The sequence below is a fragment of the Dyadobacter luteus genome (assembly GCF_003383615.1).
Taxonomy (GTDB): Bacteria; Bacteroidota; Bacteroidia; order Cytophagales; family Spirosomataceae; genus Dyadobacter; species Dyadobacter luteus.
The window spans coordinates 12,529-39,307 of the sequence record NZ_QNUL01000040.1 but is presented as its reverse complement, the minus strand read 5'-3'; the positions used below and the strand labels follow the sequence as shown (position 1 = coordinate 39,307).

Here is a 26,779-nt window from a genome sequence, read left to right as displayed (position 1 = left end):
CCGATTCAGACTCTTTTATAATGTCAGCATATTTCATAAACAAATATACGACTTTTTATTTCTAATTTAGTATTACAACTAATATTTAATGCAAGTTGTATAGTGTAAAAAATGCAAAATCCTTCAAAATGAGGTTACTTTGTTTTGCGAACCAAACAACCCTATGATGAAAGATTTTACAGTTGCAATATATTGTTTATGAGACAATTTTTTACAAAAACAAGTAGTTGCTACATGGATAGTAGGCCGAAATTAACAAACTCCCAAGTTATCACCACGGTTGTGTTGTCATGTAAGTATTTCTATGGCAACCAGGCATCAGCTTGTTAGTATCTGGCCGATCATGATGGTTTTATAATGCCTGACAAGAGCAACTTTAGCGGATCGCCGCTGCGACCGTATTTTACATAGTCTGACGGATTTAATAGCTGATTTATTTTATCATCCGGGTATGGTATTTAAGGAATTAAATCTTTAAAGTATATATTTAATTGACTCATTTCCAGTGGAAATTTGTAAAACATTAGAATTTGCAGATCGAAGATGATTAGAGGAAAAGAGTTTCGCGGCTATAATGCGTCCAGGCGGGAGTACTTTTATGGTTTTAATTAGGGCTACGCTACATACATTACTTAATAATTTCCGCTATGAAAACTTCAAAATTACTTCTTCTATCACTTGTATTGACTGTATTATCAACTGGCTGCCAGACATCCTATCGTCTCTTAAAGTCTGATCAGGAAAAAGGATTTCGCCTCGCTGACTATCCTACTTTCGGATTTTACGACATTGATACACAAGGTGACGTCAGCTCGCCTATATTTGAAAAGAATATTGCTGTGACCAAAGCTGCTGTATCAGCCAATATGGCTAAAAAAGGCTTAAATGAAGCACAGGAGCCTGCATTGAAAGTAAACCTTGCGTTACTTGTTAGGGAAGAAATACAAACCAGAGAAACTAATTTTCTAACGGATGGATATCCCAGATACATGGGACAGCGCCGTTACTCCTGGAAAAGCGAGGAGGTTCCTGTTGGAAAATACAAAGAAGGAACGATCCTTATCGAATTGGTAGATGCAAGCAATGATAAGCTGGTATGGAAGGGAGGCGTTAAAGGAGTGTTACCGGAGAAGGATCAGGACATATCCGGAAAGATCAATGACGCGATCAGCGACGTATTTATTAAAATACCCTGACAAAAAAAGAGGTTGATATCTTCACCAGACGTCAACCTCTTTCATCTATACGCCGCGGAATCAGGCGTTATTGTTAACCACTCCGCGAACTTTATCATTTACAGTTTCAGCAACTGTACCCGCTTTTTCTTTAACAGTATTGATATTTTTCACGAATCCTTCTTTCAGCTTTTCAGCAAGAATCGTTAATTCTTCAAGGCTTTTATCATATTGACCCTTTGCGCTGTCACCCAAATCGTTCGCTTTGTTTTTGATCAGTTTACGGGATTCTTTTCCGCTTTTTGGAGCTACCAAAAGTCCGATGGCGATACCAGTCAATAATGCTCCTACCGATCCTATCAGAAATTTTTGATTCTTGTTCATATTAATGTCTTATTTTGTGTGATGATAGATTAACTTATCTCGAAACTAATCAAAATACTGTGCCAAATCAACCTAAAACGATCTTTTCTGATCTTTCACTACCAATTTTGTTAGGCTTACAGCTTATTATGGCAGTCATTTGTCATGATGTCCATGCCCAATGGAAAGTTCTGGACATCAAATCCAAGGCTCATATGAGAGCAGTTCATGCTGTATCATCAAATGTGTGCTGGATTGCCGGAACAGGCGGTAACGTATACAAAACACTGGATGCGGGAAAGTCCTGGACAACTGTTAAAGTGCCAGACGCAGATTCTCTCGACTTTCGGGATATTCATGCGTTTGACCGCGAAACCGCCGTGGCCATGAGTTCTGGTGAAGGGGAGAAAGGAAAAGCAAAAATTTACCGCACCGAAGACGGTGGAAAAACATGGAATCTTGTGTACCAAACTACACAAAATGGGGCTTTTTTGGATGGAATCGGCTTTTGGGACAAAAATAAGGGTATCTGTTTGGGTGATCCGATTGACGGAAAACTTTTTCTACTTACTACAGAAGATGGAGGCAAATCCTGGGCAGAACTACCTGCCACAAACAGACCTGATATTATTCCTGGTGAAGCATGCTTTGCAGCAAGCGGCACCAGTATTCTGACATTGGGAAAAGGAAACGTATTTATAGGCTCCGGCGGAGGGACAAAAGCCAGGGTATTCCGGTCGGGAGATTATGGAAAAACATGGAAAGTGACTGAAACGCCGATGCCCGCCGGACCAACCAGCGGAATCTTTGCACTTCGATTTCTTTCTCCAACCCATGGAATTGCAGTGGGCGGCGATTACAAGCGTACAACTGATTCGACTGTAAATGTACTTACTACCCTGGATGGCGGGGCTAGCTGGAAAATGGAAAGCATGACAAAACCAACCGGACTCAAAGAATGTGTTGACATATATCATAAAGCCAACGCAACCTGGAACGGAGATACCCAAATCAGAGCCGACAACTACACACTGGTTGCAACCGGCCCTTCCGGAAGCAGCTATTCGGTTGATAAGGGAAAGTCATGGAGTGTACTTGGTACTGAGCCGTTTCACTCTGTCAGCTTTTCAGGAAATGTTGGCTATGCGGTTGGTGGAAAAGGGTTGATTGGAAAAATTGATAATATTTCTACAAAGAAAAAACGAAGAAGGATAAAGTTTGTGGATTGATATAAAATGCCGGTTGCAAGACCGGCATTTGTGTTATTATTTTAGATTTGAAGCTAACAGATTTATCATCTCATTCTTATTTTCAGGGCTGTAGCCTGTATATTTTTTTAATAGTTTACCGTTTCTACCATATAAAAGGATAGTTGGGATTGCACTATTCACTCCAAAAATCTCTTTGTAATAATCAAATTGAGATTCTTCTGTCAAAAGTTGTTTCCATGGCATTTTTTCAACATCTAACCGTTTTTTCCATTTTGCTTTGTCCAGATCAAGAGATACAGACACCATGTTAAAATTTTTGTCAGCACCGAACTTCTGATATAATTCTTTCAGTTGAGGTATTTCTTCGAGACATGGAGCACACCAGGAAGCCCACAAAACAACCATATTAAGTCTGGCATTTTTGTTGAGAATATAATGTTGCTTTCCTGCGGAATCCGTGAGGCTGGTGTTATACAATCTCATTTCACCTCTAGAAGTGACATAATTTTTTATTTCCAAGGCAGTATTACTGGCAAGCACATCTTTATCGAAACAGTTTAGAAGAAACATTGCTTGCTTCGTGTTCAAAGAATGTAAAATGCCTTTAACGTTATACAACATATGATAAGAAGAAGGATTTGCGAGAATCACCTTTCTCATATCATCAAGTTTGATACTACCGTTCAATTTAAGTGTGTCATCCAACATAAAATGAGTCTGTTTACCAAACTTCACCTCGCCATCTATGGTAGATGATGCCCTTTTACTCTCAAAAAAGGAGTCCTTAATCGTTCCATTCATCGTGATGCCCTCCTGATCCAACATGAAACGCCCCCACCTGACCAACTGGCCTTTTGTTTTAGGTGTGCGGGGAAACTGAAAAAAACGTAACGTACTATCCTCATCAGAAAGATGAAATATAGTGGCAGATGAGGGTTCCGGAAATTTTTGAGATACTAATCGAAACTTAAACTTTCCACCAACAGTAGGGCAAGAGTCAATGTTAATAAAATTAATATTCCTGAGGTACATCATCCCATCAGGTAATCCAAGCAGCGTTCCACTGATTTCGCGGTCGTTTCCCTGTTCCCCAGAGCCACAACCAACCCCAACACAGCCCAGGCCCATACAAACTAAAAACCTGCTCAACAACTTAGACGCTTTCATGGTATTGAATGTTAGTTTTAGATAAGTGGCGAAAAAATTCCTTCACAATTCTAAACCTAATATTCTGAACATCAACCCCGCTTAACATCTTTTAAGATATGACTACAAGGCTATCAGGCAATAGCAATCGGGGCTGGATCCCGGCCTATCTTAACAGTATTCCCTGTTTAATTGTCATATTCTATCAATCAAATCTTTCACTTTGCGAATTTCTCTTCCTGTAATATGATCTGCAATGGCGGCGGCATGGTCACGACCATTTTCTATAAATATCTTTTCTGTAAATACCCCTGCCATTACAGTTCCGCATAAATAAAGGCCGTCAACATTCGTCTCAAACGTATCGGTATTGTAAGATGGCACCTTCGTAACCGGATCCAGTGTGATACCACATCTGAACAGTAGATGCTCATCCGGCAAGTAACCAACTAATAAAAACACAAAATCTGCATTGATCCATTCCGATTCGCCTGTTTCCAGATTTTCAATCTGCATTCTTCCCGGTTCAATCGCTCTTGTAATGCTATTAAAACGTGTATGAATCTTACCTTCCTTCACCCGATTTTTAACATCAGGTACAAGCCAATACTTCACCTTAGTACGGAAATCAGCTTCCTTATGTACAATCGTCACATGGGCGTCGTGGCGGTACAATTCCAAAGCAGCTTCCACAGATGAGTTAGAACCGCCCACTAGTACCACATTGGTATATGAATATTTGAAAGGTTCATCGTAGTAATGAGATACATGCGGCAGATCTTCGCCTGGCACGTTAAGCATACGAGGAACATCAAAATAACCTGTAGCAAGCACTACCTTTTTGGACTGAAAAATCTCTCCACCTTTCCCGTAAACCAAAAATGTTCCGTCTGCTTGTTTCTCCGTTTTTTCTACGTCAACAAACAATTTGAAGTTAAGATGATAATATCCCGCCACCTTTCGGTAGTATTGCAAAGCTTCATTTCTGTTCGCTTTCACTTCAGAAATAGCAAAGGGAATCCCCCCTATCTCAATATTTTCGGCCGTTGAGAAGAACTTCATTCTCCTTGGATAGCGCCTTATAGACTCTGTCAGATTTCCCTTTTCAAGAATCAGATAATCCAGCCCGCTTTTTGCTAGCTCGATTCCCATCGCCAGACCGCACGGGCCTCCTCCGATGATAATTACGTCGTGTATATGCATATGTTTTGGGGCTGTCGGCTGTCGGCTGTCGGCTGTCGGCTGTCGGCTGTCGAAAATCGTTTATGTTAAAATTTGGTTCAGCAATTCTAAATTAAATCTTCCAGTTAAAATAGGTTAATTGGGAGACTGTCATGCTGAGCGTCTCGAAGCATTGTTCAGTATACCCTTCTCCATATAGCAGAACCCCTACTCCTTTAACTTCTTAACTACTCTAACTACTTCTTAACTACTCCTTAAACTTCTTCCCTACTCTAACCACAATCTCTTTAACAAACTCCACTGTTTCCCGTTTGGTTTCTGAACTTTGTAAATTGCAGCACTGTTTTAGCTCTTTCTAAGAATATTACAAATAGACCCATTGACTGATCCAATAAGAACATTTAAGGAACAACTGAATACCTGGGGAATTCAAAAGACTCCTTTTGTCTTTCTTGTTGATTATCTGGCAGAAAAACCGCTCGCCTGGCGTGTTGACCATATTGACTCCACGGCGATCAGATACAACCTGAATGGATTTACTAATGTTATCGGATCAAAAAGTGACTTACCAGAAAATATTCTGTTCCAAAAGTCGCCGGTCGCGTTTTCAGAATATCAGAAGAAATTTGACCACGTTATCAGTAACCTCCGCGCAGGGAATTCTTTTCTTGTTAATCTGTCGGCACCTACACCCATACAAACTAATCTTTCTTTAGCCGATATTTTCGAACACAGCGATGCTCCGTATCGGTTTTGGAAAAAGGATCATTTCGTATGCTTTTCTCCTGAAATATTTATCAAAATAAAAGAAGGAAAATTCATATCGTCATTCCCGATGAAAGGGACTATTGACGCCGCTCTTCCTGACGCTCAGAACCTGATTTTGTCAGACCCAAAGGAGTCAGCGGAACATGCAACCATTGTTGACCTAATCCGGAATGACCTGAGTATGGTCGCCGATAAAGTATGGGTGGAGCGATACAGGTATATTGATCGGATCAATACCAATGATAAAGTTCTTTTACAGGTTAGTTCAGAAATCGCAGGTATTTTACCGGAGAATTTCAACGGAGAATACGGAGATCTGATCATGAAATTACTTCCTGCCGGCTCCATCACCGGAGCCCCCAAACCAAGTACTCAGCGAATCATATCAGAAGCCGAAGAATATGAGCGGGGATATTACACGGGTATAATGGGTTATTTTGATGGAGTAAACTTCGAAAGTTCAGTTATGATTCGTTATATCGAAACTCAGAATGGCAATCTGATTTTTAAAAGCGGAGGCGGAATAACTGCCAGCAGTCAGGCCATTCATGAATACCAGGAAATCATAGACAAAGTTTATCTACCGATTCGTCATGCTTCAGAGATTATGCATTGAAACCATTGCCGTAGAATACAGGCAATTTAAAAATCTGGGCTACCATGAGGCGCGTTTAAACAAAACCAGGAATGAACTTTGGGGATTCTCGGATACCTGGGATCTTGCACAAATGATCCGGATTCCGGATTCAGTTTCAGATGCACTTTACAAGTGCCGTATCGCATACGGTTCAGAAATCGACAATGTACAATGGGAACTATATGTACCCAGAATAATCAAAACTATCAAATTGGTGTATGATAACAAGATTGACTATACTTATAAATATGACAAGAGACCTGAGCTGAATGTCCTTTTTGAACAACGTGGTGATGCTCACGAAATCCTGATCATCAAAAATGGAATGGTTACAGACACCTATGTACACAATGTCGCTCTGTTCGACGGAAGCAAATGGTTTACGCCGGATACCTGTTTATTGAAAGGCACACAGAGGGCGAGTCTGCTGGATAAAGGAATAATTAAAACCTGCAGCATATCTGAAAAGGATCTGCAGAAATATAGTCATATCAGACTTTTCAATGCAATGATTGGCTGGGAAGAGGCACCTGTTTTAGAAGTCAGCAGTATGCTGTAACTTTACCTGAGGAATGGTGATCTCGTCGATAAAACAACAAAATCCCTTTCGTTTAATATCTCAACTTAGTTTAGCTTCTGAATCAAGTTCGTAATTTAAATGTGAGACCATGGATCTGCAAATAGAAAAAATAGAATTGGCTAAAAGAGTTTTGGATACTGAGGATCAAAATATTATTGATGCAATAAAGTCAGTATTTAAGGATTTCGATTCGAAAGAAGATTGGGGAGACTTATCCGATAAGGTGATAGCTGACGCGAAAGAATCTATGGATCAAATAGAAGCCGGAATAGGTGTTCCACATGAGCAGGTCATGGATATTTATAAGAAATGGCTTTAGATGTAATCTGGTCTCCACGCTCGCTGAACAATCTTGAAGAAGTAATACAGTATCTCCGGAAAAACTGGAGCCACCAGGTTGTTAAAGATTTCATAATAAGAATGGATCGCGTTGTTCAACTGATTTCAGAGCATCCGCAACTATTCAGACAAGTATCCATCAATAATGCTGTCAGAGAAGCTGTTATTACCAAACATAACTTACTTCTCTACCGCATTACACAAAGTCGAATTTTAATAATTGCTGTTTTTGATACACGGCAGCATCCGAAAAAGAAGAAATATTCATAGTTATTCAATCTGACTGATACATGAGGGATTGCAGAATAATTAACTTTAAACCGCATTCCAAATACAGACAGTTTTGCCCCCAAATCCAATGACCTCCCTTTTTGAGGAAGAAAATACTTTATTCGCAGACCTGATCCTGCCCGTTCCCATCCCATCTCTGTTTACGTACAGAGTGCCAAGGGAAATGAGCGGGATGATAAAAGTCGGAGCACGAGTGATTGTGCAGTTTGGCCAGAAAAGGGTACTAACCGCCGCTGTAGCACATTTGCATACTACACCTCCTGTTAAGTATCAGGCCAAGTATATTCTGGAATTACTGGATGAGCAGCCTATTCTGACCACCCGCCAGCTGGAGCTATTCAACTGGGTAGCCGACTATTATCTGTGCAACATTGGAGAAGTACTCAATGTAGCGCTACCTGCCGGACTCAAAATCACAAGTCAGTCACGCATTCAGTTCAATCCCGAATTTGAATATTACGATCTGCTTACAGATTTGGAACACGTGGTAGTGGATGAGATCAAAAAGCACCAGACACTCTCATACGAAGAAATTGAAAGACTTGTACAGAAAAACAATATCACCTCCTTAATAAAGTCACTGGTTGGGAAAAGAGCCGTCATCCTTTTTGAAGAAGTTAAAGAAAAATACAAACCGAAAGTAGCAAAAAAGGTACGTCTTACGCCAGGCTTTCTGGACAATGACGCATTGGTGCAGTTAACTTCCTCGCTTGACAAAGTTCCAAAGCAACAAGAGATTTTACTTCGTTATCTTTCTCATGTGCCGGTATTTAACAATTCGGATCTGAATCTGAAGGGACTGGATAAGTCCATTTTCTCACAAAACGATGGCTTATCAGACTCGGCACTTCAAACACTGATTAAAAAAGGTATTTTCGAACAATTTGAAATCTTTGTTTCACGCTTCGATGATATTCCTGTTGGAACATCAGTAGAAATAAAGCTGACTGAATCTCAGCAAAAAGCATCTACCAAGATTTATGATCATTTTGCCGATAAGGAAGTGGTACTGCTTCATGGAATTACCGGAAGCGGGAAGACAGAAGTTTACATTGAGCTGATCAGGCAGGCACTTGAAAGTGGTTCTCAGGTATTGTTTCTATTACCTGAAATCGCACTTACAACACAAATCGTAGTCAGGCTTAGAAAGGTGTTCGGTGACGTAATGGGTATATACCACTCCAAATTCTCGGACAATGAGCGAGTGGAAGTTTGGAAGGGGATTCTGGACGGCAAGTTTCAGTTTGTGGTAGGCGTACGCTCTGCTATATTTCTTCCTTTCGATAACCTGGGACTCATCATCGTTGATGAAGAACATGAAACATCTTACAAACAGCATGACCCAGCCCCACGTTACAATGCACGCGATGTAGCTATCGTCATGGCTTATATGCATAAGGGAAAAGTACTGCTCGGTTCGGCAACACCTTCCATGGAAAGTTATTTTCACGCACAACAAGGAAGATATGGCTTGGTAGAAATGACTGAACGATTCGGAAATGCTGCTCTACCCACCTTCGAGCTGATTGACATCAAAAAGGAGAAAAAATCAAAAAAAATGAAGAATGAATTTTCTTCCGTTTTGATTGAAAACCTTGAAAACAATATTCGGAATAAAGAGCAAACAATTCTTTTTCAGAACAGGCGGGGATATTCTCCCTACTTACAATGTGAGGAATGCAACTGGATTTCTGAATGTTCCAATTGTGATGTGAGCCTTACTTACCACATGAAAGTGGGCGAACTACGCTGCCATTACTGCGGGCATAAAGAGGAAGTTCCGCGTATTTGTCCGAGTTGCGGATCGCCCAAAGTGAAGACGATGGGTTTTGGAACTGAAAAAATCGAAGAAGAGCTCAATCTCTTGCTTCCTGCCGCGCGCGTACAACGGATGGACCTGGATACCACACGAGCTAAAAATGCATATCAGCAGATTATACAGGAATTTGAAGACGGCGGGATAGATATATTAGTTGGCACTCAGATGGTCAGTAAGGGCCTTGACTTCGACAATGTAAGTATCGTTGGTATTTTTGATGCTGACCGCATGATTCATTTTCCGGAATTCCGTGCCTCGGAACGTGCATTTCAAATGCTGACTCAGGTAAGCGGGAGAGCCGGACGACGCGCAGACAAACCTGGTAAAGTACTGATCCAAACTGCCAATCCCGCTCAGAAATTACTCGATTTCGTGGTCAACGGCGATTATATCGGTATGTATAACGCTGAATTACCTGAGCGTGAAAAATTCCACTATCCGCCCTATACGCGCCTGATCAAAATCACTGTTAAACATCTGGATGCCACCACAGCGCGAAGAGCAGCAGATAAGTTAGCAGGCAAACTGGTGGAAAATTTGGGAACCGGCAGGGTGTTGGGACCACAGCCCCCTCTGGTCGAAAGGGTGAGAAATCAGTTTTTGTTCGACATTCTCATTAAAATTGAGCGAGAAAAGATTAATTTTAGGGCGGCAAAGTCATTCGTCCAGGAAAAAGTGATTGACGTGCTCTCCGATAAAACATTAAAAAGTATCCATATCGTCATCGACGTGGATTGTATATAAAGTAAATTTATTCCATACTGCTAATTAATCTATGTCTTCCAAGAAAACCAAAATCGTTGCTACCGTCGGTCCTACGTCAGAAAGCAAAGAAATGCTTCTCGCATTGGCCAAAGCCGGAGTTAACGTATTTCGCCTCAATTTTTCTCATGGCACACATGCCGATCATTTGGCCAGACTTACTACAATTCGTGAAATAAATGAAGAGTTCGGGTACAATCTTGCCATTCTGCAGGATTTACAAGGACCAAAAATCCGTATCGGTCTGGTTGCTGAAAAAGACGGCGTACTGATCGAAGCGGGAAATAAACTGATTCTGTCTAACACCGAAGTATTGGGAACTGCTGAAAAAGTAAGCACTCCCTACGATGGAATGTACAATGATGTAAAAATCGGTGACCGCGTTTTAATGGACGATGGTAAACTGGAAGTATTGGTTACAGGCATTGATGGTTCTGATGTAGTTACAGAAGTTATATACGGCGGATATCTAAAATCTAAGAAAGGCGTAAACTTGCCGAATACAAGGGTTTCTATGCCATCTGTTACTGCTAAAGATTACGAAGATCTTGATTTTGGTCTGGAGCATGATGTTGAATGGGTTGCCCTTTCTTTTGTAAGAACAGCATCAGAAGTACTTAAAGTGAAGGAATATATCCAGAACAAAGGTAAATCTGCCCGTCTTATCGCTAAAATCGAAAAACCTGAAGCTATCGCAAACATCGATGAGATCATCGAAGCGACTGACGCAATCATGGTTGCTCGTGGTGACCTCGGGGTTGAACTTCCTGCAGAAGAGGTTCCGATGATCCAGAAAATGATCGTTGAGAAATGTAACAAAGCAGGAAAGCCTGTAATTGTTGCTACCCAAATGCTGGAAAGCATGATCGAAAGCCCACGTGCTACACGTGCCGAGCTGAGCGACGTAGCCAACTCTGTATTGGATGGTGCTGATGCAGTAATGCTAAGTGCTGAAACTGCTTCAGGAAAATACCCTGTATTAGCGGTGGAAAGTATGAGCCGTACTATTGAAAAAATCGAATCTTCTACAGACAGCGTTTATTTCAAATACCACGCTTTTGTAAACGAAAGTCCTGGTGCTGATAAACTGAATGATAACGTAGTAATGAGTGCATGCCGTCTGGCACGTGATACGCATGCTGCTGCTATCATCGGGATCACCCGCTCAGGATATACCTCATTCCGTCTTTCTCACCACCGTCCGAAAGCAGGATTACTGATCTTTACTTCGAATAAAGTATTGATGAACCAACTTGCACTGTATTGGGGAACGAAAGTATTCTATTACGATCGTGATCAGGGAGTTACTACTGATGACCTGATTGAAGACATCAAATCTTTCCTTCTTGAAAAAGGTGAATTACAGAAAGGTGATGTATTCATTAATACATTGAGCATGCCGGTTTCTAAACACCGCAAAACCAATACTGTTAAGCTGAGCATTGTAGAATAAAAGCAAAGCGCTTAAGCAAAGGGCTTTGAGCATTAGGCATAGAGATAAGAGCGTAGCTCTTGGCTCTATGCCTTTTTTTGCGCGCAGGGCAGAGTGATTGGGGCATAGAGATAAGGGCAGGGGGATTGAGTAGACCTCCTCTTTGCCCCTTTCCCTAAGCTCTATGTCCCCTTTGTTCCAGGCCTCAATACCCTTTGCCCATAACCCTTTACCCCTTTTATAGAATAACTAATAAAATAGTTTTGAAACTAAAAAAATAGTCTTACATTTACTTATCCAAACAAGTCTTCATTTAATACTATATCATGGAAATACGTACCCTTACCAGAGCAGAAGAAGAGATCATGAGAATTCTCTGGCAACTGAAAAAGGCATTCGTCAAGGATATTCTTGCTGAAATGCCTGAGCCTAAACCTGCCTATAATACCGTATCCACCATAATTCGTATTCTTGAAAAAAAGGAAGTGGTAGGTTACACAGCCTATGGTAAAACGCACGAATATTATCCGCTGATTACCGAAGAAGAGTACAAGCGCTTTGAAGTCCAGAATCTGATGAGCAACTACTTCGGCAATTCACTACCGAATCTGGTTTCTTTCTTCGTAAAGGAAAACGATCTGAAATCCAGAGATCTGGATGAAATTATGAAGTTGATCAACGACCATAAAGACGAACAATAAAAGCTATCAGCCATGGAAATGCTGCTATATATCGGAAAAGTGAGTTTATTCTGGATTCTGTTCTATGCTTGTTATCAGTTATTTCTGAGCAAGCAAACCTTCTTTGTTTGGAACAGAGCATATCTGCTTGGGTCTTTACTGGCATCGTTTCTGCTTCCTTTGGTAGTGTATCCGGAGTCGGCTCCGGAGATGCCTGTGATGTACACAGTAAGTGCGGCAACGTATTCTGTTTCATCTTACCAACCTGAGGAAGTTTCCGTTTTTACCTGGCTCAACGCTTTTATCTTTTTCTATCTCCTGGCTGTTGGCCGCAGAGCTTTGGTATTCTTTAATAACATCCGGCAGCTATACCAATACATTAAAGTCGGGGAAATTATTGAATTGGAAGATTGTAAAGTAGTTCTGATCGACTCGAACGAAATAGGATCTTTCTCATTTTTGAAGTGGATTGTGGTTAACAGGAATGATTATGAACTTCATTTTGATGCTATTCTCAGACACGAAATGGTACATACTGCACAAAGACATAGTTATGATATATTGTTTGTCGAAATCCTGAGCATGATTTTCTGGTTCAACCCTGTTCTCAAAGGTTATAAACATTCATTGCAGGAGGTTCACGAATACCTGGCCGATGAAGCAGCTCCAAACCGCGAGGTCTATGCGAAGTTCCTTCTTGCCTATTCCCTGAATGCACCAATAGCTGCACTAACAAATCATTTTTTCAAGCCTTCACAATTAAAAGGGCGTATCCAAATGATTTACAAAAGCAGATCATCTAAATGGCTGCGCTCTTCCTACCTGCTTGCATTTACGTTTATAAGTGCAGTTGCGCTACTTATTGCAGGTTGCGAACGCATCAAAAAGAATTTTTCTGAAACCAGCTCCGGTCTTCCCGGGCAGGAAATGGACTCAACCAAAACCATTAAAGTTGAAGGCTGGGTGGTAAATCAGAAAGATAAATTGGCCATTCCCGGAGCCAGCATTCTGGTTGAAGGGTTACAACGAGGCACCAGTACCGATGCAGACGGCCATTTTGAAATTGAAGCACCGGCTTACGGTTCTCTTATCGCAAGTTTTGACGGCTTTCATACCCAAACCATTGAACTCAAAGGAATGGCTAACCAAGGCATTGCGCTGGTTCCTGTGTCTGAAGACATTTCCGATCCCTCTCAATCGGCAACCAATGCAGATGTTAAGGTGCAAACATTAGAGAATCCTGTTGGAGGAAAAGTATTCATGGCAGTAGAACAGCAACCGACCTTTCCCGGCGGCGTGAAAGCGATGTTCCAGTTTTTAGGTGATAATATCAAATATCCTAAAGCAGCATCAGATGCCAATGTAAGCGGCAGAGTCTTTATTAGCTTCATCGTAGATGCATCCGGTACTATAAGTGATGTAACAGTTCTGAAAGGGATCGGCTTTGGGTGTGATGAAGAAGCCGTACGTGTGGTATCCAAATTTCCTAAATGGACACCTGGAATGCAGGATGGAAAAACGGTGAGTGTGAAATACAATCTGCCAATAATGTTCCAGTTGGAAGAAGATAAAAAATCAGCAAAAGCAACTCATGTAATTTCCGACCAATCAATTACTCATAGAGATAAGGGAAAAGACACCAATGCTATTTATTTCCAGAAAGATGCCTCGAAAACAAAAGTCAGAATAAGAGGTAGAAAGAATTTTAATCCTGACGTACAGCCACTGGTTGTTGTGGACGGTGTCATTTTAGAAGAAAAGAACGCCTTGGACAAACTTGACCCTAATAAAATCCAAAGTATTTCAGTGCTAAAGGATCAGTCAGCCACGGCAATATATGGCAAAAAGGGGGCAAACGGCGTCATACTTGTTACTTCAAAAGAAGTTCGCTGAATGATTTAAAAAATTAACAGCCTCAACTAATATAAGTCATGGAAACGCTCCTCTATCTCGCTAAAGTAAATGTATGTTGGATACTGTTTTATGGCTGCTACTGGCTGTTTTTCAGAAAGCATACTTTCTTTCAATGGAACAGGCTCTATTTGCTGGTATCACTCCTGGCTTCGTTTGCAGTTCCGTTAATCACTTTTTCGGAGCAGACTGTTGCAGTAGCACCGCTCGCGCAGGTAATACAAGTTCCGGATTTAATGACTTACCCTGAAACCACCATAGTTTTCTCTGGTGAAGAGACAACCTCTTTTGACTGGACACAATTATTGTATGTCGTTTATCTGGCCGGTGCAGCAATTCTTTTCCTACAGCTTGCAAAAGGACTTTTCGCGATAAGAAATCTGCTTCGAAAGAACGAGCAACTGGCTTTCGACGACTATACACTCATACTGTTACCCTTGTCAACCTACCAGCAAGGCTCATTTTCATTTTTCAGATGGCTGATGGTAAGTCAGCAGGATTACGAAGAAAACCTTGATACTGTACTCCGGCATGAGCTCGTCCACATCCGGCAAAAACATAGCTATGACATTATTCTTATTGAATTATTAAAAGTCGTTTTCTGGTTCAATCCTGTGTTATGGCTTTATAAAAAATCTTTGCAGGAAGTACATGAATTCCTTGCTGATGAAGAGGTTCCAAACAGAGAGCGTTACGCTACTTTCCTCATTGGTTATGGTATGCATTCGCCCGTCCAATCTTTGACCAACCAGTTTTTTAGTAGTTCACTTTTAAAATCACGAATCAAAATGATCTATAAAAACCGCACATCACGGTGGCTTCTGGGAAAGTACCTGATGATATTACCTGTTCTATTATTGGTGGTGAGCCTCACCGCTGCACGTGAGCATATGATGATTGAAGCAGAATCTGTTTCTAAACCAGAAATGCTCATAGAAGAGGCTAAAAATGTTCCGCAACAAATAGCCGAGCCGATTATAGAAACCGTTGAGACGCCAGTTAAGGCAGACGAAACTATTGATATTAAAGGACAAATAGTAAACAAAAACGGACTTTCTGTTGGGAACGCAACAATAATTATTAAAAATACAAAAATAGGCGTTAGCGCTGATCACAGCGGCCGTTTTAAGTTAGACAAGGTTCCGATTAATAGTACGTTAGTGGCGAGTCATGTATCCTACCAAAGTGCAGAATTCGAAGTCAAAAAAACGCAAGCTCAGTATAAGATCACGCTGCAGTCTGCTGAGAATGTATATGGGGAAGTGGTGGTGGTTACTTACCCAACAGTCAAAAATAGAACCGGAAACAGCAACGAAAGTTTAGGAAGTACTAAGAAGGATGTAATAGTTGAACAAAAAGCAGAGTATCCAGGTGGCGTAGAAGAGATGATGAAGTACATTGGACGAAATGTCAAATACCCAACCAAGGCCGCAAATATTAACATAAGCGGGACTGTAATTATATCTTTTGTAGTAAATGAATATGGCCACATCCAAAAAACTGAAATTATCAAAGGCATTGGATACGGGCTGGATCAGGAAGCTACAAGAGTAGTTTGGAGTATGCCGAAATGGAGTCCTGCCATTCAAAATGGTGAAGCAGTTGCTTCCTGGCACACTCTCCCAATTAAATTCGAGATCGACCAATCTCAGGCCGATAAAGACAAAAGGCAGGGTTTTATGAATTACCCCAAATCAGAGGACATAAAACTGGCAAAGGCAAATCTGAAGGAATTCAAATTTGATGATAAGAAAGCCATCCCGGCTCCTTCCAATCATGTTACCTTACATACAGGCAGTGACAACACATTTATGAATTATAAAATCGCAGAGCCTGCCAGTAATTACCGTTATTTCAAGGTTGCCTATACCAAGTAGACCAAATTGATATTTTCTTATTATTCTCAAAGCCTGATTTCTATAAGTCAGGTTTTTCTATGGTGATCTGACATGATTGTATAAATTTGCCTGATCTCAAAACTCAAACCATGGCGAAGTTTAAAGCAGCAATCATCGGTGGCGGGCATATTGCCAGTCAGAATCACATTCCGGCACTTAAAGCGCTCAACGAAGAAGTTGAAATAGTAGCCATATGCAGTCGCGATATAAACAAGGCACGTGTTTTAGCGAATCAACACGGTATTCCATTAGCATTCGACGATGCAGCGGAAATGTACAAAAGCGATCTTAAACCTGATCTGATCTTCAATTGTACAGCCAATCATCTGCACCACCAATTCACGATGCAAGCACTCGAAAATGGATGCCATGTATTGTGCGAGAAGCCGCCGGGATTAAATGCACAGCAGGCACGTGAAATGGCTGAGTTAGCACTTAGCAAAGGGAAAGTCCTTGCCTACAATTTCCAGAGAAGACAGTCTCATGAGTTCTCCATTTTAAAGAAGTTGCAGGAGGAAGGCCGGTTTGGAAATATCTACCACATCAAAGCTACCTACCTGCGTAGAAGAGGCATTCCCGGCTGGGGCAACTTCACGAATAAAGAAATTCAGGGAGGCGGGGCACTTATTGATCTCGGTGTTCATATACTTGATCTGGCACTGGATTTACTGGATTACCAGACACCCAAGCAAATCCTGGGTAATACTTATGACCTTATTGGCAATACCGGCGGAAAGGGACTAAAGGGAAACTGGGATCCATCCAAATTCGAGGTGGAAGATGCCTGCTTCACTCATCTTTCATTTTCTGATAATACCAGTATTTCTTTGTCGTGCTCATTTGCACTGAATCAGAAAGAAGAGGAGAGTGTCAACCTTGAAGTGTTTGGCAGCAATGCCGGCGCCATGCTAAATCCTCCGGTGATGTTCACTGAAATAGCCGGAGAGTTGACAGATACCCATTTTCCATTCGTCGAAAAATCGAACTGGCAGCTAAAAAATACGCATGCTTTTATCGATGCATGTCTTGGTAAACCCTCTAACATCTGCAACGCGACGCAGGGCGCTGTACTACAGGAGATCGTTGAGAGAATATATCAAAGTGCTGAATCAGCTCATACGGTGATGTTATAACATAAAAACGCCTTGCGAACCGGAATTCACAAGGCGTTTTTTATGTTATAAGCTCTATTTCTGAGGTCTACCGTTCAGTTTCCGGGTTCTACCGTTCAGCCCGCTGAAAAGCGTACAGACCAGAGGGCTCTATTTCGCTGTAGCCATGACCATTTTGATATCCTGCTTGGCTCCAAGTTCCAGTACATCTACAAGATCCTGAACTGCAAGATTTTTATCTACTCTCAAAACGATGGTACGATCTTCCACACCTGCAAAGATATTCTGCAACTCTGCTTCAAGCGCATCAAAAGCAATCGGCTCTTTGTCGATATAATAAACCTTCTGATCGTCGATCGAAAGTGTTATTTGTTTCTTATACATCTGTTGTGTTGCCGATGCTTTAGGAAGCATCAGTTTGATCACATTCGGATTGGACATCGTAGAAATGATCAGGAAAAACAGCAGCAGGAAAAACATAATATCGTTGAGCGAGTGCGTAAACACTTCCGGAGCAAACCGACTCTTACGACGTATTTTCATTTAAATAACTTTAAATTTTTTGAACTATGACCAGCACTACTGCTTATTTGGAATTAACCGGACGCTGCAACACATCCAGGAAGTCGGAAGCAGCCATTTGCAATTTCAAAGCAAAACGGTCAATTTTCATGTTCAGAAGGTGGTATCCTGCATAAGCGATCAAACCGATGATCAGACCAGATCCGGAAGTGATCATTTTTTCATACATACCGCCGGCAATGGTACTGATATTGAAGTCGTTCGAAATAGAAATATCGTAGAAAATACGAATAATACCCGAAATCGTACCTACGAAACCAAGCATAGGTGCAATACCCGCGATAACCCCAAGATAGGGCAGATTACCTTCCATGCGCTGAATTTCTATCTGGCTTGCATTCTCAATGGTAGTCTCAATATCCTTGATCGGGTAACCAATACGGCTGATAGCACGCTCCAGAATACGACCACTTGCATTACGCTGATTGCGGCAGGAAGACTCCGCCGACTTAAGATTTCCTTGCTGAATAAAATCCTTTACATTATCTACAAACTGCGGATCGATTTTACCGTTGGCACCGATGGCCAGGAATCTTTCAATAATCAGGAACAATGTACCTAAAAACAACAGCCCTAGCGGAAGCATCACCCAGCCCCCTTTTGCAAGCAAGTCAATAATAGATAGTCCCTGGTCAGCAACGGGAGCTGCCACAGTAGAGTCAGTAAGTGCTTGTAGAAGCATCATATAATTGTGAAAGTGAATGGTTAAGCTTAATAAATAAAGGGTTATTCAGCCTTAAAATGACTTTGAACATAAACGGACTAATGCCCTCCTTATTGTTCAAAGGGCAAAGATAGAAAAATTACTCTTCGGGCGTAATCCAGCCCTCTTTAACATTATCTGTACCAGGGTAAATATGTGATAGCAAGAGCCTAGCTTCAATCGAGCGAATTGTGAAGGTTTCAGCTTTTTCTTCCAGGTTCAGATATTCTTCTTCTGAATATGTAGTTTGTGGCACTGCTGGCATGATGATCACAAATCTGATTTTAACAAAAATAACAAAATCAACCTTTGGTTTACCTATCCCGCAAATTGATTAAAAGTTAAAAATCCTCTTGTATATCAGATGTAGCTGATTATTTATTGAATTTCAGCTTAGATCATTGATTCGCTCCAACCATTTAGTTAGGTTTGCTGTCTCTCAACGTACAACTTCAACCTCTCTGCATGAAAAAAATTCTCCTTTTACTTTTCTTACTTCCCCTATTTCAAAGCTGCATGGAATGTGGGCCTCAAAGGGAACTTACCTTTTCGCTGAGCATCAATGTGGCCGACAATAAGCTCAATAAAATAACTGCCCTTGGAGCCCTCAATAATGATGCCTTTGTAAATCTTAGAGACAGCATCACAACAGAATTCCGCGATTACCGGGAATTCCAACTTCCTATATCTTTGAACGCCGATCAAACCACCTATATATTTGATTTCGAAAACCGTACAGATACATTAACCCTCTCATACGAACGACTATTCTATCACCAGGAAGGTTGCGGATTTGTAGTAGATGTAGATGATGTCCAGGGTAAATCAACATTTTCGTACCTACATGTGACAGCCATTCCATTTGTCGGAGAGAGTAAAGGATGGGGTGGTCATCAGGGTGGTATTTTTGTAAGTGCTGCACTATGAAAAAGGCGTTATTCTTATTGATCCTCGCTGTTGCAAGTCATATTTCATTTGCACAGACCGACAGTTTATCTACCCCACCCAAACAGATATCTCTTGGGCTTGATGTCTTTCAAAGTATACCTTCATTCGTACTCAGAGAGAAATATTTTACACATAATACACTTGTGGTAGAGCCAACGCTAAGGATGAACGGAAAGCTACCCCGTAAGTTTATTCTTCTTTCTGCCGGCTATGTGAACGGCTCCACAACCAAAAATCCCATGTACCCGGGTACCAGAGAGAATTTTCAGGGCATCTATTTTAAAGCGGGCTTTGAAACCAGTCATACAAGATTTCCTCTGCGCATTGGCTATGGACCTTTGGTTTCATGGAGTGTTTATTCAGGACGTCACCTATTTGAGGGCCCTGTCTTTGGCGATTACAGGCATCATTTCCGCTATAACAACTTAGCCGCCGGAGTACATGGCTACCTGGGCTATGATTTTACAACAGGAAAGAAATCATTCATCCGTGTTTCAGGACAGATAAGTACGGCCCTGCGGATGGGAGAACTGGAACCGTCCTACTATCCGGGTATGGGTGTTTCGGCAAGTTCAGATTTAATCATATATGCAACCGGAGGTATCACAGCCCAGTTTTTCTATAGGATACGCTAAAATCAATTTGTGGCGGCGCATGTAAAATTTAGTAGAAGAGGTCAGACGTATCCATTCCCTATTTACCTTTGTAGCCGGATACTGTTATCCGTCTTTCATTCGTTGATTGTATTGTGAAAGCAACTTTAAAACAATGTATAGCCCTTGGTCTGCTTGGCCTGATGTTTGTGAAAGCATGGGTGATTCCATTGTTATATCTTGATTTCGAGATCCGTCGCGATTACATTGTTGCCAATCTTTGTGAGAATAAAAACCGTCCTCAACTCAACTGTAATGGAAAATGCTACCTCGCTAAAAAAATAGAAGCAGCAAAAAAGCAGGAAGAGCGCCAGGCTGAACAGGATTATATGGCAAGCCTGATTTATCAGGTCATGAATACCAATCACCACCCCTATTTTAAAGTTGAAGTACCCTTTAAAGTAATCTCGGATAAGGTTCCGTTTGATTATGCATCCCCTTTTACGGCATTTTTAATGGCCGATGATATTTTTCACCCCCCGCTCGTTTAAGAGATAACGCCAGCCGTATGGTCTGGTGAATTGATACATTCATCTTGAACTTTAATCAGGATAGGTATTAGCTTCGCTATGAGGTTGATACTATCTGCTATATCCATATTATTATGAATATTTTTTCAAAATATTATACCTCCCTCTTGGCCATTCTTACTCTATTCGCACTTTATGCATGTAACGACGTGGAGCCCGTACCAGGAGGTAAACTTCGCATAGAATTCGATAACGTAGTAGGTGAAAAAAATCTGGTTTTAAATAGCGTTACCTATCAGAATGCAGCGAATGAAGATTTTACAGTTACCAAATTAGATTATTTCATTTCAAACATTAAGCTCAAAAAAGCGAATGGATCCGTATACACGGTACCTCAGGACTCCAGCTATTTTCTGATCAAGGAAAGTGTAAAGGCAAGCCAGTTTGTTACGCTTAACAATGTGCCGGAAGGCGACTATAAAGAAATTGAGTTTATGGTTGGCGTGGACAGTCTTCGGAATACCGCCGATATCTCGAAAAGAAAAGGAGTACTTGATCCTGGCGGATCTATGGCTGAGGATGGTATGTACTGGCAATGGAATTCCGGCTATATATTCGTCAAACTGGAAGGGGTTTCTTCTGTCGCTACATCCATTAACAGGAAGTTTTATTACCATATTGGTCTTTTCGGAGGTTATAACGAGCGGACAGTAAACAATACAAGGATTGTGACTATTCCATTCGGAGCTCTTACTGCTCCCGTTAGTGAGACCGGTAAAACTCCGGAAGTGCACCTTGTGGTGGATTTACTGAAGCTATTCAACGGCCCCGGCACAAACCTGAGTATTGCGGAAAATGTAATGGTGATGGGATCTCAGCAAGAGAAATCGCAGCAAATCGCCAACAACTACTCGGGCATGTTTACCATTGATCATATCCACTAATCAGATTGTGCTTATGAAATGGCAAAAATATGCAGCGTGTATTCTGCCGGTGTGCATCGTATCGGTCTGGTTAGCATGTTCGCCCAAAACTGCGGAAGAAGAGGTAACTCCCGACAAGGAGGGAACAACGCCCATTGAATGGAAAAAACCTGCACACTTTCCTGATCCTGTATACGATATATCAAAAAATCCACTTACAGAAGAAGGTGTGGAACTCGGTCGGTTTCTTTTTTACGATGGCATTCTTTCGCGTACTAACCAAATCGGCTGCGGAACCTGTCATCAGCAACAGGCAGCTTTTACGCATCACGGACATGAGTTGAGTCATGGCGTAGATGATCTGCTGGGAATCAGAAACTCTCCTGCTGTTCAGAATGTAGCATGGCAAACGTCTTTTTTCTGGGATGGAGGTGTACATGATCTGGATTTGCTTCCTTTCAATCCGATACAAAATCCGGTTGAGATGGATACCAATGTACCCGATATCATCGCAAAACTGAAAAACACGCCTGATCCGAAATCTAAAATTCCGGTGAATTATCCGAAGATGTTCAAGGAGGCATTTGGTACAGACGAGATCAATAGTGAACGTATTATGAAAGCTTTGTCACAGTTTATGATGACAATGGTTTCTGCGAGTTCTAAATATGATTTCTACAAACTGGGTGACGCCAATGCCTTGAATGCACAGGAAAAAGAAGGAATGCTTTTGTTTCAGAAAAACTGCAGCACCTGTCACCAAGGCGAATTATTTACAGATCAATCGATGCGGAATAACGGACTGATGCCTATGCCCGGAGACGATAAAGGTCGGTTTGATATTACCGGAGCTGAGCAGGATATGTACAAATTTAAAGTCCCCAGTCTACGGAATGTGGGTTATACAGCTCCATATATGCACGACGGACGTTACCACACTTTGAATGAAGTACTGGATCATTACACCGACAGCGTTCAAAAATTGGGAACACTGGATCCTTTACTAATCAGGGCAGACGGCAGAACCGGACTTTCACTCACTTCTTCCGAGAAGCAATCTATTATCGCGTTCCTCCGAACGCTATCTGACGAACAGTTTATCAGCAATCCGAAACTGGCTGACCCCGGTATCGGCAATGCGCTATAAACTGACCTAACTACTGATTTAAATATGAAATTCAAATATATCATTTTAGTTCTGCTGCTTGCGGCGGCAGACTTTTCGTATGCATGCGACATCTGCGGATGCGCCAACAGTGGGGCCTATTTTGGTCTTCTTCCACAATCCAATAAGTCCCTGATCGGTGTTCGCTACCAACGCCTCAACTTTGTAACCCATCCCGACAGCAAAGTGCTTCGTACGGAGGAGAATTTCAATGTAGCTGAATTGTACGCACGTTTTTTCCCCATCAAACGCGTACAGGTAATGGCATTTTTACCCTATCGAACAGATCAGCAGGTCACTTCTGCGGATGTAAAAAAGCAAAACGGATTTGGCGATGCGACAATTCTTGCCAATTACAATGTCCTGAATACCTTGATGGACAAAGAAAATTCAGGTGCTTTTACACATACCCTTATGGTAGGTGGAGGAGTGAAATTACCCACCGGAAAATTTAAATTTGATGAAAATAACCCGTTGCAGGTGGCCAATGCTAATTTTCAGCTGGGAACAGGAAGCACAGATTTTATACTGAATGCTTTTTACACCATCAATAAAGGTGACTGGGGTTTGGCAACAAATGTTTCGCGCAAGTTTAATACCACCAACTCAGAAGACTATAAATTCGGTAACCAGCTCTTTGGCACTATTGATCTGTACAAATCATTCCGTATCGGCAAAGGCGAAGTATCCCTCACACCGAGCGTCGGGATTTATGCCGAAAATGCAGAACACGGAACTCAACACGGACAAGTTCTTGATCTTACAGGAGGAAGACTTCTCAATGGCAGCGCAGGCGTTACTTTATTCACCAATCGCTGGACACTTGGAGTAAACGGACAAACTCCATTGGCTCAAAGCAGTTCCTCAGGCCACGTGGGTGTAAAAAACCGTTTACTGGTTCAATTAGGCATCTTATTTTGAGAAGATAAGTGCGGGCTGCCATAGCATACATATTACTCCTTTCCATCATGCTACCCTCGTTAAGTCCGTGGGGAACGGTCGCGTATTTTCATATCAACAGGGATTACATAGCCAAAGTCCTTTGCGAAAACCGTACACGCCCGCAGCTGAATTGCAACGGGAAGTGCTATCTGGCCAAAAAACTTAAACAACAACAGGATAAAAAAGACAAGGAAACTACAGAAAGGGTGAGCAATTCACCCGTTGCGCATCTGTTTATAGCTAAGATTTTGCGCTTTCAATTTCAGTCTGAAACCTTTATATCGAAAGAGCTACCGGACTTTTTCTATCAGCTTCCTGTTTATCGCTCTCCCTTTTTCGGTATACTCCGTCCGCCACAGCTAAGCTAATTCCGGTTTGTTTTAACAATGATGACTCACGATTGGATATGCATACGTGTATCCGAAGGCGTGTACGTGCATTTAAAAATTCAATTACAATTAGCTTATACAAAACAATGAAACGTCTTTTCACATTAGCAATAGCGGCCCTGTTTTTCACTTCATGTTCTGATGACAACGAGCCAACCGAAACCGTCAATCCCCAGGCCTCAGGCAGCACCCGAATCACCTTTGATTCCAGGATAGGCAATGCTGATTTTGCACTTAACAAGGATTTCACGGTTGATAACAAGACCTACAACTTCAGGAAGCTACGCTATTGGGTCAGCAACGTTAGCCTGATTGATGACAAAGGTGCGGAATACAAAGTCCCTGATTCCTATTATCTGATTGAAGAAGTAGGAGATATGGATCTGACGGGAACGATTAATGACAACAAAAACATTTATCCTGCTAAAAAAAGAGAGTCTGTTGACCTGACCAACATACCTGCCGGAACTTACAAAAGCATCAGATTTTCAATCGGTGTTGATCAAAAATACAACGATAATCTGAGTCTGGTAGCCGGTGAATTGTCTATTGCGAACGGCATGAGCAACATCTCCTGGATGTGGCATTCGAGCTATATTTTCTCTTCACTCACCGGTACTGTTAAAGACGCCGGATCAACGGTAGCTTTCAAAACAGAAACCGGCCTCAATGCCAATTACAAAACACTGACAGTTGACCTGCCAGCACCGGCCGATTTCTCGGCTACAAAAGAAGTTATCCTGAATGTGGATATTACCAAAGTCTTTGATGGAATTGATGTTGCCAAAAATCCGACGATCAGTGCGCTGACTCCCGCTTTGATGTCTACAGTAGCCGAAAACTATTCTGCTAAAGCCATTTCATTCGGTTCTGTTGTAAAGTAAAAGCATGCGTTTGATCAAAGTAATCTGCTTTTCCGTAATCATCTGTATAGCTGCAGGCTGTACAAAGCAGGAAGTGAATCCCGGGCCGGCAGGATATGTTCTGCCGGTTCCGGAGCATTTTCCGGAGCCTGTTTTTGACACCGGGAATCCGATGACTGCCGAAGGTATTGCACTTGGAAGGATGTTGTTTTATGACGCTCGTCTTTCAGGAAATAATAAGGTTTCGTGTGCTAGTTGTCATGAACAAAAACTGGCGTTTAGTGATGGAGTAGCATTCAGCAAGGCTGGTGTCGCAGGAACTGAGTTGCTACGACATTCACCCGCACTGATTAATCTGGCATGGGCCAATAATGGTTTATTTTGGGACGGCGGCTCCACCAATCTGGAATCACAGGTATTCGGGCCTCTTACTGCACATGATGAAATGAGTCAGGATTTATATGAACTCATAGATGAATTGAATGCTGTACCGGATTATGTCAGGCATTTCGAGACTGCATTTGATGATGGTTTAACCATTCAGAATGTATCAAAGGCATTGGCTCAATTCCAGCGAACGCTGATTTCCGCAGATTCAAGATATGACAGGTTCCGACTAAACAAGCCTGAAAGAACACTGTCGGACATAGAACAACGAGGGCTCGAATTGGTAAAGCAAAAGTGCCAGGGATGCCATCGTGGTGAATTGTTTACTGACAATGACTATCATAACAACGGTCTGGATAGTGATTTTACTAATACGGAGCACGAAGGGCTTTATCTCGGGCGGTACCGTATCAGTTACGAACTAGCTGATCTTGGTAAGTACAAAACACCAACACTACGGAATACAGAACTTACCGCACCTTATATGCATGACGGCAGATTCGGAACATTGGAGGAAGTGGTGGAGCATTACTCCTCGGGAATCAGGAATTCCAATACGCTTGAACCGCGCTTGCCGCCAGGAGGTATGCAACTCACGGCAGCCGACAAAGCAGCTATTGTTTCCTTCCTCAAAACGCTGACGGACCATTCGTTTATCAGCAATCCGGATTTACAGAAGCCATAAAGTGAAATAATTAACAGATTACCAAACACATAAACTTGTTTAATAGTAGACATTATCACGCATAGAATTATATCAGCATGTTTGCTATCGGCTGTTAGCTATCGGCTATCAAACCTATCCCGGAAACCACTTTTTAGCCGATTGCCAGCCGCCGAAAGCCGATGGCGAAATACGCTTACAAATTGATTCGTGATCATGTTTAGTACATAAAGCGCAGGCTTGATTAAACCTGTGCTTTATTTCAAAATCATCTTTTACATTATTCTTTTAAAAACAATGAAAACAACCATCATGTACATACTGGCTCTTTTTTTGCTTGCCGGATGCAACTCAGAAACACAACAATCAACCGATAATGAAACAGATCATCAGGGTCACGATCATGGCTCGCAAGGAGGCGATCCTCGTGTGGCAGAGGTAATGGCTATTCATGACAGCATCATGCCCTCCGTTAGTAAAATTATGGATTTGAAACAAAAAATAACCATTGATCTGAAAACAACGGATAGTCTTTTGGCATTAAAACCTACCGGCGACCTGAAAAGACGCAAAGAAGAAGCATTCACGCTACACCTCCAACTGGAAAAAGCTGATCAGGAAATGATGAACTGGATGCACCAGTACAAAGCTGATACCCTGACAAAACTGGACGAACAGGCGGCTGCAACGTACATCGCAGATCAGAAAATGAAGATTGAAGCGGTGAGAAATCTGATGACAAAGAGTATAAAAGAGGCGCAGATTTTCACTGAAAAAAGATAGC

The 26,779-nt window shown here is 41.7% G+C and carries 28 protein-coding genes and 1 pseudogene; 23 read left to right on the top strand and 6 right to left on the bottom strand.

Annotated elements, in window-relative coordinates; all coding sequences use genetic code 11:
- Positions 1 to 166: 166 nt before the first annotated feature.
- Positions 167 to 603, top strand: a pseudogene (locus tag DSL64_RS29650) (transposase family protein); the annotation flags it as partial.
- 44 nt (positions 604 to 647) lie between these two features.
- Positions 648 to 1,196 (top strand): DUF4136 domain-containing protein, encoded by a 549-nt coding sequence (locus DSL64_RS27150; RefSeq protein ID WP_115834109.1) that lies wholly within the window; start codon positions 648 to 650, stop codon positions 1,194 to 1,196.
- Between the two features lie 60 nt (positions 1,197 to 1,256).
- On the opposite strand, the gene DSL64_RS27145 is transcribed toward DSL64_RS27150, so the two are convergent.
- Positions 1,257 to 1,559: a YtxH domain-containing protein gene (locus DSL64_RS27145; RefSeq protein WP_115834108.1), complete on the bottom strand. Its 303-nt coding sequence runs from the start codon at positions 1,557 to 1,559 to the stop codon at positions 1,257 to 1,259.
- 128 nt (positions 1,560 to 1,687) lie between these two features.
- Here DSL64_RS27145 and DSL64_RS27140 point away from each other — a divergent pair, with 128 nt between their 5' ends.
- A complete protein-coding gene (locus DSL64_RS27140; protein ID WP_115834107.1) occupies positions 1,688 to 2,767 on the top strand; it encodes a WD40/YVTN/BNR-like repeat-containing protein in 1,080 nt (359 codons plus the stop codon).
- Between the two features lie 36 nt (positions 2,768 to 2,803).
- Here the strand turns inward: DSL64_RS27140 and DSL64_RS27135 are convergent, their stop codons facing one another.
- Positions 2,804 to 3,916 (bottom strand): TlpA disulfide reductase family protein, encoded by a 1,113-nt coding sequence (locus DSL64_RS27135; protein WP_115834106.1) that lies wholly within the window; start codon positions 3,914 to 3,916, stop codon positions 2,804 to 2,806.
- A gap of 174 nt (positions 3,917 to 4,090) precedes the next feature.
- On the bottom strand, positions 4,091 to 5,098 hold the full coding sequence (locus tag DSL64_RS27130) for a YpdA family putative bacillithiol disulfide reductase (protein ID WP_115834105.1): 1,008 nt from the start codon (positions 5,096 to 5,098) through the stop codon (positions 4,091 to 4,093).
- Positions 5,099 to 5,456: 358 nt separating this feature from the next.
- Between DSL64_RS27130 and DSL64_RS27125 the strand changes: the two genes are divergently transcribed.
- The 10 genes from DSL64_RS27125 (at position 5,457) to DSL64_RS27080 (ending at position 17,327) form a co-directional block, all read left to right on the top strand.
- Positions 5,457 to 6,461, top strand: a complete 1,005-nt coding sequence (locus tag DSL64_RS27125; protein WP_115834104.1) for an aminodeoxychorismate synthase component I — start codon at positions 5,457 to 5,459, stop codon at positions 6,459 to 6,461.
- Positions 6,439 to 7,041 carry an aminotransferase class IV family protein gene (locus DSL64_RS27120; RefSeq protein WP_115834103.1) on the top strand — a complete coding sequence of 201 codons (603 nt, stop codon included), beginning with the start codon at positions 6,439 to 6,441 and terminating at the stop codon, positions 7,039 to 7,041. The genes DSL64_RS27125 and DSL64_RS27120 overlap by 23 nt, the downstream gene beginning before the upstream one ends.
- Before the next feature lie 109 nt (positions 7,042 to 7,150).
- On the top strand, positions 7,151 to 7,381 hold the full coding sequence (locus tag DSL64_RS27115; RefSeq protein WP_115834102.1) for a hypothetical protein: 231 nt from the start codon (positions 7,151 to 7,153) through the stop codon (positions 7,379 to 7,381).
- The gene (locus DSL64_RS29630) at positions 7,372 to 7,671 is read left to right on the top strand and encodes a type II toxin-antitoxin system RelE/ParE family toxin (RefSeq protein ID WP_115834101.1); all 300 of its coding nucleotides are present in this window, start codon (positions 7,372 to 7,374) and stop codon (positions 7,669 to 7,671) included. Before DSL64_RS27115 ends, DSL64_RS29630 begins: the two co-directional genes overlap by 10 nt.
- An 88-nt stretch (positions 7,672 to 7,759) precedes the next feature.
- Positions 7,760 to 10,255, top strand: a complete 2,496-nt coding sequence (priA, locus tag DSL64_RS27105) for a replication restart helicase PriA (protein WP_115834100.1) — start codon at positions 7,760 to 7,762, stop codon at positions 10,253 to 10,255.
- Positions 10,256 to 10,286: 31 nt separating this feature from the next.
- Complete coding sequence (gene pyk / locus DSL64_RS27100; protein WP_115834099.1) at positions 10,287 to 11,726, top strand: pyruvate kinase; 1,440 nt, start codon at positions 10,287 to 10,289, stop codon at positions 11,724 to 11,726.
- Positions 11,727 to 12,031: 305 nt separating this feature from the next.
- Entirely contained in the window at positions 12,032 to 12,406 is a 375-nt protein-coding gene (locus DSL64_RS27095; protein ID WP_115834098.1) for a BlaI/MecI/CopY family transcriptional regulator, read from the top strand.
- A 12-nt stretch (positions 12,407 to 12,418) separates the two neighbouring features.
- Positions 12,419 to 14,278: a M56 family metallopeptidase gene (locus tag DSL64_RS29380; RefSeq protein WP_115834097.1), complete on the top strand. Its 1,860-nt coding sequence runs from the start codon at positions 12,419 to 12,421 to the stop codon at positions 14,276 to 14,278.
- Between the two features lie 38 nt (positions 14,279 to 14,316).
- On the top strand, positions 14,317 to 16,173 hold the full coding sequence (locus tag DSL64_RS27085; RefSeq protein ID WP_115834096.1) for a TonB family protein: 1,857 nt from the start codon (positions 14,317 to 14,319) through the stop codon (positions 16,171 to 16,173).
- Between the two features lie 110 nt (positions 16,174 to 16,283).
- The gene (locus DSL64_RS27080) at positions 16,284 to 17,327 is read left to right on the top strand and encodes a Gfo/Idh/MocA family protein (RefSeq protein ID WP_115834095.1); all 1,044 of its coding nucleotides are present in this window, start codon (positions 16,284 to 16,286) and stop codon (positions 17,325 to 17,327) included.
- A 129-nt stretch (positions 17,328 to 17,456) separates the two neighbouring features.
- On the opposite strand, the gene DSL64_RS27075 is transcribed toward DSL64_RS27080, so the two are convergent.
- The 3 genes from DSL64_RS27075 to DSL64_RS29055 form a co-directional block, all read right to left on the bottom strand.
- Positions 17,457 to 17,849, bottom strand: a complete 393-nt coding sequence (locus DSL64_RS27075) for an ExbD/TolR family protein (RefSeq protein WP_115834094.1) — start codon at positions 17,847 to 17,849, stop codon at positions 17,457 to 17,459.
- A gap of 43 nt (positions 17,850 to 17,892) precedes the next feature.
- Positions 17,893 to 18,573: a MotA/TolQ/ExbB proton channel family protein gene (locus tag DSL64_RS27070; protein WP_115834093.1), complete on the bottom strand. Its 681-nt coding sequence runs from the start codon at positions 18,571 to 18,573 to the stop codon at positions 17,893 to 17,895.
- Between the two features lie 118 nt (positions 18,574 to 18,691).
- A complete protein-coding gene (locus tag DSL64_RS29055) occupies positions 18,692 to 18,856 on the bottom strand; it encodes a hypothetical protein (protein ID WP_158547987.1) in 165 nt (54 codons plus the stop codon).
- A 200-nt stretch (positions 18,857 to 19,056) separates the two neighbouring features.
- On the opposite strand from DSL64_RS29055, the gene DSL64_RS27065 reads away from it, so the two are divergent.
- From DSL64_RS27065 to DSL64_RS27020, 10 genes are all read left to right on the top strand, one after another.
- Entirely contained in the window at positions 19,057 to 19,518 is a 462-nt protein-coding gene (locus DSL64_RS27065) for a DUF6452 family protein (RefSeq protein WP_147300430.1), read from the top strand.
- Positions 19,515 to 20,174 (top strand): hypothetical protein, encoded by a 660-nt coding sequence (locus DSL64_RS27060; RefSeq protein ID WP_115834091.1) that lies wholly within the window; start codon positions 19,515 to 19,517, stop codon positions 20,172 to 20,174. The genes DSL64_RS27065 and DSL64_RS27060 overlap by 4 nt, the downstream gene beginning before the upstream one ends.
- Before the next feature lie 113 nt (positions 20,175 to 20,287).
- Complete coding sequence (locus DSL64_RS27055) at positions 20,288 to 20,683, top strand: hypothetical protein (protein WP_229217245.1); 396 nt, start codon at positions 20,288 to 20,290, stop codon at positions 20,681 to 20,683.
- A gap of 113 nt (positions 20,684 to 20,796) precedes the next feature.
- Positions 20,797 to 21,606, top strand: a complete 810-nt coding sequence (locus DSL64_RS27050; protein WP_115834089.1) for an MbnP family protein — start codon at positions 20,797 to 20,799, stop codon at positions 21,604 to 21,606.
- Between the two features lie 13 nt (positions 21,607 to 21,619).
- On the top strand, positions 21,620 to 22,732 hold the full coding sequence (locus tag DSL64_RS27045; protein ID WP_115834088.1) for a cytochrome-c peroxidase: 1,113 nt from the start codon (positions 21,620 to 21,622) through the stop codon (positions 22,730 to 22,732).
- 24 nt (positions 22,733 to 22,756) lie between these two features.
- A complete protein-coding gene (locus tag DSL64_RS27040) occupies positions 22,757 to 23,671 on the top strand; it encodes a transporter family protein (protein WP_115834087.1) in 915 nt (304 codons plus the stop codon).
- A gap of 47 nt (positions 23,672 to 23,718) precedes the next feature.
- Complete coding sequence (locus tag DSL64_RS27035; RefSeq protein WP_310587884.1) at positions 23,719 to 24,060, top strand: hypothetical protein; 342 nt, start codon at positions 23,719 to 23,721, stop codon at positions 24,058 to 24,060.
- Positions 24,061 to 24,167: 107 nt separating this feature from the next.
- Entirely contained in the window at positions 24,168 to 24,965 is a 798-nt protein-coding gene (locus DSL64_RS27030) for an MbnP family protein (protein WP_115834085.1), read from the top strand.
- A gap of 4 nt (positions 24,966 to 24,969) precedes the next feature.
- On the top strand, positions 24,970 to 26,016 hold the full coding sequence (locus DSL64_RS27025; RefSeq protein ID WP_115834084.1) for a cytochrome-c peroxidase: 1,047 nt from the start codon (positions 24,970 to 24,972) through the stop codon (positions 26,014 to 26,016).
- A gap of 276 nt (positions 26,017 to 26,292) precedes the next feature.
- The gene (locus DSL64_RS27020) at positions 26,293 to 26,778 is read left to right on the top strand and encodes a hypothetical protein (RefSeq protein WP_147300429.1); all 486 of its coding nucleotides are present in this window, start codon (positions 26,293 to 26,295) and stop codon (positions 26,776 to 26,778) included.
- Position 26,779: the final 1 nt, after the last annotated feature.

Bases quoted from the DNA above. Each gene is read 5' to 3' on its own strand.
- DSL64_RS27150 (WP_115834109.1), top strand. From the start codon at position 648: ATGAAAACTTCAAAATTACTTCTTCTATCACTTGTATTGACTGTATTA.
- DSL64_RS27145 (WP_115834108.1), bottom strand. From the start codon at position 1,559: ATGAACAAGAATCAAAAATTTCTGATAGGATCGGTAGGAGCATTATTG.
- DSL64_RS27140 (WP_115834107.1), top strand. From the start codon at position 1,688: ATGGCAGTCATTTGTCATGATGTCCATGCCCAATGGAAAGTTCTGGAC.
- DSL64_RS27135 (WP_115834106.1), bottom strand. From the start codon at position 3,916: ATGAAAGCGTCTAAGTTGTTGAGCAGGTTTTTAGTTTGTATGGGCCTG.
- DSL64_RS27130 (WP_115834105.1), bottom strand. From the start codon at position 5,098: ATGCATATACACGACGTAATTATCATCGGAGGAGGCCCGTGCGGTCTG.
- DSL64_RS27120 (WP_115834103.1), top strand. From the start codon at position 6,439: ATGCTTCAGAGATTATGCATTGAAACCATTGCCGTAGAATACAGGCAA.
- DSL64_RS27115 (WP_115834102.1), top strand. From the start codon at position 7,151: ATGGATCTGCAAATAGAAAAAATAGAATTGGCTAAAAGAGTTTTGGAT.
- DSL64_RS29630 (WP_115834101.1), top strand. From the start codon at position 7,372: ATGGCTTTAGATGTAATCTGGTCTCCACGCTCGCTGAACAATCTTGAA.
- priA (WP_115834100.1), top strand. From the start codon at position 7,760: ATGACCTCCCTTTTTGAGGAAGAAAATACTTTATTCGCAGACCTGATC.
- pyk (WP_115834099.1), top strand. From the start codon at position 10,287: ATGTCTTCCAAGAAAACCAAAATCGTTGCTACCGTCGGTCCTACGTCA.
- DSL64_RS27095 (WP_115834098.1), top strand. From the start codon at position 12,032: ATGGAAATACGTACCCTTACCAGAGCAGAAGAAGAGATCATGAGAATT.
- DSL64_RS29380 (WP_115834097.1), top strand. From the start codon at position 12,419: ATGGAAATGCTGCTATATATCGGAAAAGTGAGTTTATTCTGGATTCTG.
- DSL64_RS27085 (WP_115834096.1), top strand. From the start codon at position 14,317: ATGGAAACGCTCCTCTATCTCGCTAAAGTAAATGTATGTTGGATACTG.
- DSL64_RS27080 (WP_115834095.1), top strand. From the start codon at position 16,284: ATGGCGAAGTTTAAAGCAGCAATCATCGGTGGCGGGCATATTGCCAGT.
- DSL64_RS27075 (WP_115834094.1), bottom strand. From the start codon at position 17,849: ATGAAAATACGTCGTAAGAGTCGGTTTGCTCCGGAAGTGTTTACGCAC.
- DSL64_RS27070 (WP_115834093.1), bottom strand. From the start codon at position 18,573: ATGATGCTTCTACAAGCACTTACTGACTCTACTGTGGCAGCTCCCGTT.
- DSL64_RS29055 (WP_158547987.1), bottom strand. From the start codon at position 18,856: ATGCCAGCAGTGCCACAAACTACATATTCAGAAGAAGAATATCTGAAC.
- DSL64_RS27065 (WP_147300430.1), top strand. From the start codon at position 19,057: ATGAAAAAAATTCTCCTTTTACTTTTCTTACTTCCCCTATTTCAAAGC.
- DSL64_RS27060 (WP_115834091.1), top strand. From the start codon at position 19,515: ATGAAAAAGGCGTTATTCTTATTGATCCTCGCTGTTGCAAGTCATATT.
- DSL64_RS27050 (WP_115834089.1), top strand. From the start codon at position 20,797: ATGAATATTTTTTCAAAATATTATACCTCCCTCTTGGCCATTCTTACT.
- DSL64_RS27045 (WP_115834088.1), top strand. From the start codon at position 21,620: ATGAAATGGCAAAAATATGCAGCGTGTATTCTGCCGGTGTGCATCGTA.
- DSL64_RS27040 (WP_115834087.1), top strand. From the start codon at position 22,757: ATGAAATTCAAATATATCATTTTAGTTCTGCTGCTTGCGGCGGCAGAC.
- DSL64_RS27035 (WP_310587884.1), top strand. From the start codon at position 23,719: ATGCTACCCTCGTTAAGTCCGTGGGGAACGGTCGCGTATTTTCATATC.
- DSL64_RS27030 (WP_115834085.1), top strand. From the start codon at position 24,168: ATGAAACGTCTTTTCACATTAGCAATAGCGGCCCTGTTTTTCACTTCA.
- DSL64_RS27025 (WP_115834084.1), top strand. From the start codon at position 24,970: ATGCGTTTGATCAAAGTAATCTGCTTTTCCGTAATCATCTGTATAGCT.
- DSL64_RS27020 (WP_147300429.1), top strand. From the start codon at position 26,293: ATGAAAACAACCATCATGTACATACTGGCTCTTTTTTTGCTTGCCGGA.